Origin of the sequence: Bariatricus massiliensis (assembly GCF_900086725.1) — a bacterium.
In the GTDB taxonomy this organism is placed as follows: domain Bacteria; phylum Bacillota; class Clostridia; order Lachnospirales; family Lachnospiraceae; genus Allocoprococcus; species Allocoprococcus massiliensis.
The window spans coordinates 931,228-943,063 of sequence record NZ_LT574838.1 but is presented as its reverse complement, the minus strand read 5'-3'; the positions used below and the strand labels follow the sequence as shown (position 1 = coordinate 943,063).

Here is an 11,836-nt window from a genome sequence, read left to right as displayed (position 1 = left end):
ATGAAATTAAATGAACTTATGAAAGGCTATGCAATTAAACCTGAATATGAGGGCTGGGTGACAAATGATGATTATGTATTTGCAATTGATTTAGAGCCCAACGCATCAACACCGACGACTGAATCTAATTATGCTGTAGTAGAAATGGGAATTGCCGGTCTTGATGCGCAGCTCAATCCAGTAACACAGGATAAACAGTATATTCGCGCAGGTCAGAACACAATGAAAACAGGGACGCAACGTTCTTTCGCAGTTACTGGAGATAGGTATGCAGGCGATGAAGCACAAGACTTCTGTTTGTCACATGCTATGAAATATGGTACAGGAAACGGAGTCGTAACAAACTATGTGTATTTTAATATTTTGAATGGCAAAGGTGAAAAGGGGCAGTGTTCTATTATCGTAAATTCTGATGGTTCTGGTAATGCAGGGGAGTCTTCTGCAATTGACATTGAATTCAAGAAGATTGGTGTAAATCCGGCAGAATATACATTTACACCTGTTGCACCAACATCAAAGTGAAATACACCGGTTCAAGAGAATATTAAGGTATTAGAGCGAGAAATGGAGGATGAACAAGATGAAAATGGTGGAAGTCAAATTGTTAGGAGTAGCGTTGCAAGCAGATTTATTGAATCCAAAGGTAGTACAAAAATTTGAAACAAAGTTTGATGAGACCGTAAAAAGAATCAAGGCTGCAAGCTCCGAAATGACTGGAAGCATAGCAATTAAGGAGCAGTGTAGTGCCATCATAGACTATGTTGATGATATATTTGGAGAAGGAAGCGCGGAAAAAGTATTTGGCAGTGAGGTGGATTTTCTGACATGTCTTGAAGCTCTTGATGAAATGGCTTCGTTATATCCGGAACAAGTAGCGCCTATTATCAAAAAAAGAACTGCAAAAATTAATCAGAAATTAAAAGTGATAGGCGAATAATGGTATTCGACATTATAACGGGCGGTCTTCCGGAGTCGGTATCTGTTTGTGGTATAGATTACCCGATAAGAAGTGATTTTACCGTTGGTATTTTATTTGACAAGGTATTAAGGAGCGGCAAAACTAATGAAGAAATCTTGATTCATATGCTTGAGCTATATTATCCCAATATACCCGCTAATATTAAGGAAGCCATAGAACGGATATTATGGTTCTATCATTGTGGGAATATACCAGAAACGAATACCGATAATAAAAAAAGATATCATAGAAAAGAATCATCAAATGCACCATATGCGCTTTCTCAGGATGCTGCTTATATTTATGCATCATTCAAGGAGCAATATGGTATCGACCTTACTCAAGAAAAGATGCACTGGTGGAAATTCATGGCGTTGTTTGAGTCTCTTGGCGAAGATACGAAGATGAGTAAAATAATGTACTACCGTACTGTAAGTACATCGGGACTTTCGAAGGAACGCAGGGCCTTCATTAACGATATGAAAAACCTATATAAGATTAAGTCCGAAGCGGATGAGAGCAAAAAAGTAACACTTGATATGCGAAATCAGCGATGGAAGGACTATGTACAAAATAGGCATGAAGAAATAGTAGAGGGTAAAGGAATGGCAGATTAAGCTCCTGCCGCCCTCATAGTAAGCAATTAAGGCACAGCGAAATGCGGTGCCTTTTTTGCGTCACAGATAGGAGAGCGACGCAAAATGGCAAGTGATGGAAGTATAAAAATCACAACGGAACTGGACAATGCCAAGACTGAAAAAGCAATGGCAAAGTTTGAGGGGACAGCTAGAAAAGGGCTCACTGGTGTAAAGATTGCTGCCGCCGCGGCTGGCGCAGCATTTACCACAGCGTTAACTGCTACGGCCGTATATGCTGTAAAAACTGGTATTGAATTTGAAAGTGCATTTGCAGGCGTAAAAAAAACAGTTAACGCTACAGATGAAGAACTCGGCATAATGCGGCAGGGCATAAGGGATATGGCTAAAGACATTCCTCAGACAGCTTCTTCTATTGCTAACGTAGCAGAGGCGGCCGGCCAGCTTGGCATAAAAAATGAGAATATAATGGGGTTCACACGTACGATGTCAGACCTCGGCGTGGCAACAAATATGAGTGCGACGGAAGCGGCTACTTCTCTTGCCAGATTAGCAAATATTACACAAATGCCCCAAGAGTGCTTCGAGAATTTAGGCTCAGTAGTAGTTGATTTAGGGAACAATTTGGCAACTACAGAGTCGGAAGTTGTGGAAATGGGTTTGAGGCTTGCTGGAGCAGGGAAACAAGTCGGCATGAGCGAAGCGAAAATCCTTGGACTTTCCGGAGCAATTTCTTCGGTGGGCATATCAGCAGATGCCGGTGGTTCTGCAGTATCCACGGTAATGGCAAAAATGCAATTGGCAGTAGAAACTGGAGGGGAGTCATTAGAAGAATTTGCCTCAGTTGCGGGAATGACCGGGGAAGAGTTTAAAACTGCTTTTCAGCAAGACGCAGCTCAAGCGTTAGTATCGTTCATAACCGGTCTGGCAAACATGGACGAAAGCGGTAAAAGCGCCATTGCTACACTGGACGAAATGGGCATTACAGAGATAAGGCAGAGAGATGCATTATTAAGACTGTCCGGAGCTGGTGACGTACTTTCGAAGAGTTTGGATATTGCTACACAAGCATGGGATGATAATAATGCGCTAACAAAAGAAGCTGAGCAAAGATACGAAACTTTAGAGAGCCGTATACAGATATTTAAGAACAATATTGCTGATTTTGGAATTTCAATATATGACAATATGCGGGAGCCGCTCAAAGTTGCGGTGGATGCGGGCATAGATGGTGTGGGGAGATTACAAGAAGCCTTTGAGTCAGGCGGAATAAAATCAGTGGTAGAAGAAGCGGGAGACATTTTTAATGATTTTTCCGATAAAGTCTCTGAGTCTAATGAAACAGTTGGTAATTTAGTTACTCCAGTAAAAAACATTGTAAATATAGGTGGCAATCTTGCAAAGGTAACATTTCCTGCAGTTGTAAAAGCGATTGAACTCTTCACAAAAAATATGGATGTTGCAGTGCCATTGGTTACTACTGGTGTGGTGGCATTAAAATCTTATAATTCAATAACAAAGGCAGTTACAACTGCTACGAAAGCTAATGCCGCAGCGACTACGATTTTGAACCGCATGGAAAAAGCTAATGCACTACAGACAGTTGCAATAAATGGCGGACTTACGATAAGACAGACTTTAATGGCACTATATAATGGGCAGATAGGAGTTACAACCGCACTTACCGGATTGTGGACAAAAGCACAAACTTCGTTGAATATAGCAATGAGTTCAAATCCTATAGGCATTGTAGTGACGGCAGTTGCCGCGCTTGCTGCAGGTCTTGGGGCTTATGCACTAATCACGGATTCAAGTGCCGAGAAAACGGACAAACACGCGAAAGAACAGGAAGAACTGCGTGAACGAGTTGAAGAAACTACAAAAGCTGTCAGAGAAGCAAAAGAGGCGCGTGACGAGGCTGTATCTGGCGTTTTGGCTGAATCAGCGCATACTCAGGAGTTAGCAGATGAACTTAGGGGAATCGTTGATGAGAATGGTCGAGTAAAAGAAGGATATGAAGCGCGAGCTGCATTTATCACTTCTACGCTGGCAGAGGCGCTGGGTATTGAGATAGAGCTTGTTGATGGACAAATTCAAGGGTACGAAGAATTAGCCGGGGCAATTGATAAGGCGATTGAAAAGAAAAAGGCAGAAGCTATATTAAGTGCTTATGAGGCAAGCTATAATGAAGCAATAAAGAACAGGAGCAATGCATTAAAGGACCTGCTTTCCAGTCAGGAAGCATCGGCAGAAGCCTCGAGCAAATTAGCTGAGAAACAGACTCAATTGGGAATAGCAAATGCAAAGGCGAGAGAAGAAGAAGAGAAATATGGTCAAGTCTCTGATGTTACTGCCGCGCTCCAAACTGGCGCCGCCTATGCTGTGGAAAAAGCAAAAGAAGCCTACGAAGAAGAACAAAAAGCCCTGCAGGAAGCAAGTGATAGCTACGAACATTATAATAGTACAATTCAAGCTTATGAGGGACTTAGCGCGGCTATAATTTCGGGAGATTCTGTTGCTATACAAGATGCCCTAATGGCTATCCAGACAGGATTTAAAACACATGGCCAAGCAACAGACCAAGAATTAAAAAATCAAGCTGTTAAAGCAGGAGAAAATATGGTCCTTCTTGGTGACGCAATTAAGAATGGAACCATAGCGGCAACAGACAGCGCCGTAACCGAATTTGCTAATATGTCAGCAATGAGCCTAGCAGAGCTTGCAAAACTACCCGGAGGAGCGGCTGCTGTTGCAAAAGACATAGACCCGGCCATGCTCGGACAACTGGCAGCGTTATCTGGCTCGCTGAATAATGAGTCGCGGGCCGCTGTAACAAGTTTCCTCGAAGGATTGAAGGGCGTAGATGAAGGGACTCGGAAAAAGTTTGAACAGGCTGTACAAGGTGCTATAGAAGGCTCTGAGTTTGGTGGTGAAGTTGCTGCAAAGGCAGATGAACTCGGATGCTCATATTTGGATGCGCTAGCTGCGGTATTGCAAGTCCATTCTCCATCAAGGGCCGTACATGATATATTCAGTCAAGTCGTACCCGGTGCGGTAGAAGGTGTAGAAGAGGGAAAAGAGGGCCTAATTCAAAAGGGAGTCGGACTTGTTACTGATTTCTTGAACGGACTCAAATCAAGCGGCGGTGAGTCAGAGGCACAAGGAATTGGCTCACGTATAATGCAGTTCTTTGGTATTGGGGCTGCATCGCAGGCAGGAAATTCAAAAGCGTCCGGAAAGGCTAATGCAGATGCGGCAAATGCTGGAGCTGGTTCTGTGAATCCGGTAAATACTGGTGGCATTTTTGGACGATTATTCAGTAGTGGAATATCTGGTATGTTGGGTTCTTCGCAAAATGCTGGGCGAAGCAATGCGGACGCAGCAAAACGTGGAGCAGGCTCAATAGACCCATCCACAACAGGTACTTCCTTTGGTGGCAGATATGCATCTGGAGTTAGTAGCAAATCTGGTGCTTCGCATAAATCAGGTCTGGAATTAGCGCAAAATGCAAATGACGGTGCAGGTTCTAAGGATAGTTATACAACGGGTTCCAACTTTGGTTCTGGATTTGTGCGTGGGATTGGTAGCTGGATATCAAGTGCGGCATCTAAGGCGGCAGAATTGGCAAAATCAGCGTTAGATTCTGCGAAGAGAGTACTTGGTATAGCATCTCCATCAAAAGAAATGAAAAAAGTTGGGCGATGGTATTCACAAGGATTTGGGTTGGGTATAAAGCAGGAATCAAAATCAGCCACAGATGCGGCAGAAGAGCTGTCCCAAAATACATTAAAAGCTATCAATATCAATGAAATCTCACAAAGATTAAAAGATATTGACGTACCTGATATAATGTCCCAGATATACGCTGTTGTGGAGGACCAGCATAAAATTGTAGCTGACAAAATCGTAGTAGAAATAGAAGCGAAAGAGTTGATGAAAGAGCGCAAGCAGGCTGATGAAATAAGCCGCAATGAGTCAGTACAGCAAGTAATAAATATTTATCAGCCAGTAAAATCACCTATTGAGACAGCTAGAGAGTTGAAAAAAGTCGGGAGGGAGATTGCGTTTGGAAAAAAACAATGAAATCATTTTTACATTTGACAATGGAAAGGAAGAGCTTGTTATCGATGGCTCTTCCTTTGATGTTATCGACTATGATGGGATTGAATCTACTGATTATGAAATAGTAACGGAAGATAATATCAACCATATCGGGGCAAGAGTAAAGAGAAAGAAATTGCTTAAGCGTCTTATATCAGTGGAATTTGATTATGTGGCAATCACATCAATTGAAGAGGTTGCGGCACAACGGCGTAGATTAACCAGATTTTTCACACCTTATTCAAGCGGTTTGCTTACCATTAAATTATTGGGCATTGATAGACAAATAGAATATGAGGTCCAAAAGTTTAAAATAAATAATAAAACAATTTGTGAACCATTATCCTGTCTTGTAGAACTTGTATGTGTTAACCCGGAATTATTATCTGCGGTAACTGTTGGGCAAAAAATCATGACACTTGTAGGAGGATGGAAATGGAAGTTCAGTCTCCCATTTAGGATGAAACAATATGGTCCATTGAAAAAGAACATATACATCGATGGAGATATGGAAACGCCGGTGGAAATTTACTTTCGGGGGCCAGCGGTAAATCCAATGATAAAGAACCATCGGACCGGAGAACACATAAAAATCATGAAGACATTAACGAGTAATGACACGATGTATATAAACACTGCGTACAGGCAGAAAACCGTCGAAATCGTCAATGGTAATGAGCGCGAAAACGCATGGGATAACTTGGATTTTTCTTCTAAATTTTTTTGGCTGTATCCCGGCGACAACATGATTGAATTTTCCGGTGATAGTGAACCGGAGAAGACGCGAGGTGTAGAAATATACTACCGGGAACGGTATCTTGGAATATAGGAGGGCATGATGCAGGAATGTGGATTTTTTAATGGTGATTATGAGTACGGACAGGATGAATTCAACCGGTACTTTGAGAACCTCTTCGAGAGTGGGGTCAGCATAGATGATAATGGTGAAATGACATTGAAGGTAACAGCAGGGACTAATGCGGTGACGGTATCGAAAGGTTTCGCTATTATCAAGGGATTCTATGATTATAATGATTCAGACTTGGTATTGCCAATTGTCCCAGACGCAAACTATGAAAGAATAGACCGTATTGTTGTGCGAGTGAACAGATTGTCCGGGCCAGTTGAGATAGTGGTTAAGGCGGGTGCGGCAGGGAGCAATCCTAAAGCACCCGAACTACAGAGAAGCGATAATGTGTGGGAAATATCCCTTGCAAAAATTAGCGTAAGGCCGAATGGAAGCGTTGAAGTAACGGATGAGCGTTTTGATAGTTCTGTATGCGGAGCCATCCGGCCGAAGAACCTTACCGAATACAAAGCTATGGTAACAGAATTTCAAAAACAATTTGATAAGTGGTTCGACGCACAGCAAGGGAAAGGCTGGCGGAATATCTTTATACAGCCGGATAACCCCGAAGGGAGCGTGACGGGAAGCATATGGATACAAGAGCAGTAAGATTTTACAGCCCAGACTTTCGGATGCTCAAAGAGGTAGACGATGCCGTTGTCATTTTTACAAAACGCTGGCATAGTTACGGTCAATTTGAAATCCATCTGGACCGGATGGAGGCATACATAAAAAAAGACAACCGTGTCCTGTTTGATGGTGATGAGTATAAGAATGGAATCATCAAATATATTTTCGAAGATACAGATGGGAGCGTTACGATTAAAGGCTTTACATTGTTGTGGCTCTTAAAAAACCGCATAACGGTTCCAGACGCTGGGAAGGACTATGTATACTACAATGCGCCCGTCGAGGATATCATGATAGATATCGTAAAAACAAATGCGGTGACTCCTGTCAACGGCAAGAGGAAACTGGAGCGATTTGAGGCTGTGGAATCCCTTGGGCGTGGGGAAAAAATGGCCTACCAGTCGAGTCATACGGAGCTTACCACTTGCTTAGAGGAGCTGTCAAAATATTCTATGCTTGGTGTGGCCGTAAGGATGGATATAAGGAATAAGAGATATGTATTCGAGGTGTTGGAAGGTACGGACCGAACAATACAACAGAAGGAACGCCCGCCTGTCGTATTCCGGGAAGAATACGATAATCTTAGTAATACCACTTATACAGTTAATGACAGCAACACAAAGAATTGTGCATATACTGCTGGGCAGGGAGAAGGAGCAGACCGGGCTATTTATATCGTTGGCGATGAGCTTTCCGGAGAGAGACGGCGCGAGGTGTATGTGGATGCAAGGGATGTAGAAGATGCAAGTGAACTTCCGGAGCGCGGTGCGGCAAAATTAGCGGACATGAAGCTTGAAGAGAATTTTGAATCCGAGGTTGATTCAGCCGATTACGGTAAAAAGTGGCAGCTAGGTGATATGGTGACCATTATCCATGAAGAGAGCGGCCTAACGCTGAATGATTATGTGGTTGAAATTGACGAAACGATGGACAGGGATGGTTACAGTGTCATTCCAACCTTTGGGGTGCCAGAAAAGGGGCTTTCTTCTGGTAGTAGCAGTGGGGCGGGATTTGGCGGTGGAGGCGCAGGAGATGCGCGGTATATTTATACAAGGTCCGTTCCTGCAGAAGTATGGGAAATCAATCACAATCTGGGTAAATTTCCTTCCGTTACAGTAACAGACAGTGCTGGAACTATGGTCATGGGCGATGTTGTGTATATAGACAGGAACAATCTGAAACTTATTTTTATTGGCGGCTTCGCTGGCTTTGCGTACTTGAATTAGGAGGCATAGATGAAAAATTTACAAAATATTGATTTGAACAAAAATGAGCTGCAGAACGCCAGACTACAGAACCTTGCGGCGGCTCCCGAAAGTCCGGTCGAAGGACAATTTTATTTTAATACCATTGATAAAACAATGTATATGTTTGCGGGCGGGGTGTGGAAGAACGCACTATACTCCTACACAGGTGAGACATTCACGACCGCATTAAAACAAAAACTTGATGCAATTGCATCGGGGGCAACAAAAGTCGAAAAGTCTTTGACGAATGGGAATATAAAAATAAATGGTTCGGAAGTGGTTGTATATGCACATCCGGGAAGTGGTACAAACCCACACGGAACTACGAAAGGTGATGTAGGCCTAGGGAATGTACCTAACGTGGCTACGAACGACCAGACACCGACGTATACAGTGGCCACAGCATTAAGCGCCCTGACATCTGGAGAGAAGCTTTCAGCAGCCTTCGGGAAGATTGCAAAGGCGGTTACAGACCTGATAGCGCATCTGGCCAACAAGAGCAATCCCCACGGTGTTACTAAATCACAGGTAGGACTTGGCAGTGTGGAGAATAAATCCTCGGCGACAATATTGAATGAGCTCACAAAAGCAAAGATTGTTGAGAAATTAGGATTCACGCCGGCGCAAATCAATATCGGCGCTGATGCAGACAAGGGTACGGCAACCGGAAGCAAAATAGTGTATATAGCAGCCGATACGAAAAAAATCTGGTTAGATAATGCGGCTAATGCATGGGTGCAGGTAGGGGGGCAGGATACCATAGCGTGGGGGAGCATTACAGGCAAACCATCTACTTTCACTCCTCCAGTCGCTTCCTCCACACAACTAGGCGGGATAAAGGTCGGAGAGAATCTGTCCATGACAGGGGGAGTGTTGAGCGCAAATAACAACCCATCGAGCTGTCTTATCAAACAACAGCGGTTCGTGGCTACAGAGGGACAAAAAACATTCACGCTTACAAGCGGATATTACCAGCCGGGACACGGCGGGCTTTCTGTGTTTATAAATGGCGTAAAACAAAGCTCTGGAATCTTCGTAGAAACTTCAAGTACGGTGTTTACTTTGAAAAGCGGGGTAAATGCAGGCGATGTTATACTTGCGGAGTATATGCAGTTAATTAATATAGAACCGTATCCGGTGCACGGCGCAGAACATATAGCCGGAGGGGCTGACCCAATACCAAATGCGACGGGAAGCGCCGCTGGCTTGATGAGCAACACAGATAAGACAAGAGTTGATAATCTCTATAAACGGATTGCCGCATTTGCGGTTACAACTGGGACAACGAGCGCGTATAAGGCATCTGTTCCGGGGGCCGCACTGGTGTCAGGAACGATGATTATTTTGATGTTCAACGCCGCAAATGCCGCAAATGCGACACTCAATGTCAATGGTCTCGGTGCAAAGCCAATCTATTATAAGGGAGCAGCAATACCAGCTAGCCGCGCGCCGGCAAATGCAGTCATACAACTCTTGTATGACACGACGCAGGTTAGTACTGGAGCATGGCATCTGGTCTATAGCTATGACAGTAATACGACGTATTCCCTCGCAACAGCAAGCGCGAACGGATTGTTGAGTAAGGAAGACTTCGCAAAATTGGCGAAAGTGTCAGCGGCAGAGATGGATTGTATAGCTGGCGTGACATCAGATATACAAACACAGTTAAATGGGAAAGCGGCATCGAACCACGGGAATCACGTACCTGCCGTACAAACAGCAGATGCACGAAAGTTCTTGAGAAATGATAATACATGGCAAAGCCTTCCGGCTGGCACTACTGGACAGACAGGAATTGTACAACTAAATGATAATATTAACAGTACATCGGTAGCGCAGGCGGCAACTGCGAACGCGGTGAAGAAAGCTTATGATAAAGCAAACCATAGTCATCCATATATAGCGACTTCGCAGAAAGGTGCTACAGGGGGCGTAGCTGAATTGGATGCTGCGGGAAAAGTACCAGCGTCTCAGTTGCCTAGTTTTGTCGATGATGTTATAGAAGGATATTTGAGCGGAGGAAAATTTTATAAAGAGTCTGCGCACACGACAGAAATCAGTGCAGAAGCTGGAAAAATTTATACGGACCTTTCCACCAATAAGGTCTATCGATGGTCTGGTAGTGCTTATGTAGTCATTTCGGATACTATTGCGTTAGGAGAGACAAGCTCTACAGCATACCGCGGTGATAGAGGCAAAATAGCTTATGACCATAGTCAGCTCAAATCCGGGAATCCACATGGAGTGACAAAAACAAACGTAGGTCTAGGCAACGTCCCGAATGTGGCTACGAACGACCAGACACCGACGTATACAGCTACGACAACACTTTCTGCGTTGACATCCGGAGAGAAACTATCGGCGGCATTTGGTAAGCTTGCTAAAGCTGTAGCAGACCTAATTACGCATCTCGCTGATACGACAAAACATATCACGGCGGCGGAACGTACTACATGGAACGCTAGGACAAAGAAATACAGCGCCGATATTGGGAATGGTACGGCCACGGAATTTACGGTCACGCATAATCTTGGTACGCAGGATGTGACTGTCATGCTTCGGGAGAAAGCATCGCCATATGAAATGGTTCTTTGCGATGTACAGATAACAAGTACATCCGCAATCAAACTGCTTTTTGCTGTAGCTCCTTCGGCGAATCAATACCGGGTGACGGTTACTGGATAGGAGGTATTATGAAAGGTCTTTTTAAGTATCTTAAGGTTAATGGATATGACGTGTACCATAAAGGTAATAAGCCTACGCCCGCAGAGATTGGAACTTACACAAAAAATGAAATAGATTCAAAAATTACAAGCAGTAATGGAACTAAAATAACAGTATCCACAGAACCGCCTACTACTCATGTGGTAGGCCAAGTGTGGTTACAGATTTAACGGAGGTAATACTAATATGGGAGCAATAAAAAAGAGTAAATTTAAGGTGGATAATGGTACTGATTTTGACACTATACACTTTGAAACATCATCGGAACAGATAACAGATAAGATTGTTTCGGTGGATGATTTGGAGCTTGTAACAGAACCGGGGTTTCTGGTTGATGCTCTGGTAGCTAAGCGGATAAATAGCAATTTAACGGCTTTAAATAATAATTTAGGATATGAATTAGGAAGTAGCGGATATACATATTATAAAAAGTATAATGACGGTACGCTCCTAATGTGGGGTATCGTAAGTATTGGCTACACCACTGGCTCGGGGACTATTAATTTCCCAATTGCTTTCAAGGATACTCTTTCTTATCAGCTCTTTGTGCAGCAAAAGTATGTGAGTTCGGCGTATGTATTTGAGATTATATCAGCGCAAAAAATGACCGGAAGTTTAGCAAACGTGTACAGCCGGAAGTATCCTACCACAACTGATAAGGTTGAGACACATGATGCCGACTGGTTCGCAGTAGGCCGTTGGAAATAACGCATAAATAAAATTTACTTCCAGC

At 43.5% G+C, this 11,836-nt stretch carries 10 protein-coding genes; all 10 read left to right on the top strand.

Annotation, left to right across the window (positions count from 1 at the left end; genetic code table 11):
* The 10 genes from BN6465_RS16035 (at position 1) to BN6465_RS15990 (ending at position 11,811) form a co-directional block, all read left to right on the top strand.
* Positions 1-522, top strand: a complete 522-nt coding sequence (locus BN6465_RS16035) for a phage tail tube protein (RefSeq protein WP_066737076.1) — start codon at positions 1-3, stop codon at positions 520-522.
* A 58-nt stretch (positions 523-580) separates the two neighbouring features.
* Positions 581-937: a DUF6673 family protein gene (locus tag BN6465_RS16030; protein ID WP_066737073.1), complete on the top strand. Its 357-nt coding sequence runs from the start codon at positions 581-583 to the stop codon at positions 935-937.
* On the top strand, positions 937-1,575 hold the full coding sequence (locus tag BN6465_RS16025) for a bacteriophage Gp15 family protein (RefSeq protein WP_066737071.1): 639 nt from the start codon (positions 937-939) through the stop codon (positions 1,573-1,575). The genes BN6465_RS16030 and BN6465_RS16025 overlap by 1 nt, the downstream gene beginning before the upstream one ends.
* 84 nt (positions 1,576-1,659) lie before the next feature.
* Positions 1,660-5,637: a phage tail tape measure protein gene (locus BN6465_RS16020; protein WP_066737065.1), complete on the top strand. Its 3,978-nt coding sequence runs from the start codon at positions 1,660-1,662 to the stop codon at positions 5,635-5,637.
* Positions 5,621-6,484: a phage distal tail protein gene (locus tag BN6465_RS16015; protein ID WP_066737063.1), complete on the top strand. Its 864-nt coding sequence runs from the start codon at positions 5,621-5,623 to the stop codon at positions 6,482-6,484. Before BN6465_RS16020 ends, BN6465_RS16015 begins: the two co-directional genes overlap by 17 nt.
* Before the next feature lie 6 nt (positions 6,485-6,490).
* Positions 6,491-7,111 carry a hypothetical protein gene (locus tag BN6465_RS16010; protein ID WP_074017804.1) on the top strand — a complete coding sequence of 207 codons (621 nt, stop codon included), beginning with the start codon at positions 6,491-6,493 and terminating at the stop codon, positions 7,109-7,111.
* Positions 7,093-8,358 (top strand): siphovirus ReqiPepy6 Gp37-like family protein, encoded by a 1,266-nt coding sequence (locus BN6465_RS16005; RefSeq protein ID WP_066737061.1) that lies wholly within the window; start codon positions 7,093-7,095, stop codon positions 8,356-8,358. Before BN6465_RS16010 ends, BN6465_RS16005 begins: the two co-directional genes overlap by 19 nt.
* A gap of 9 nt (positions 8,359-8,367) precedes the next feature.
* Complete coding sequence (locus BN6465_RS21270; RefSeq protein WP_066737060.1) at positions 8,368-11,064, top strand: phage tail protein; 2,697 nt, start codon at positions 8,368-8,370, stop codon at positions 11,062-11,064.
* Positions 11,065-11,072: 8 nt separating this feature from the next.
* Positions 11,073-11,273: a hypothetical protein gene (locus BN6465_RS15995; RefSeq protein ID WP_066737058.1), complete on the top strand. Its 201-nt coding sequence runs from the start codon at positions 11,073-11,075 to the stop codon at positions 11,271-11,273.
* Positions 11,274-11,289: 16 nt separating this feature from the next.
* Entirely contained in the window at positions 11,290-11,811 is a 522-nt protein-coding gene (locus BN6465_RS15990) for a gp53-like domain-containing protein (RefSeq protein WP_066737056.1), read from the top strand.
* Positions 11,812-11,836 lie beyond the last annotated feature (25 nt).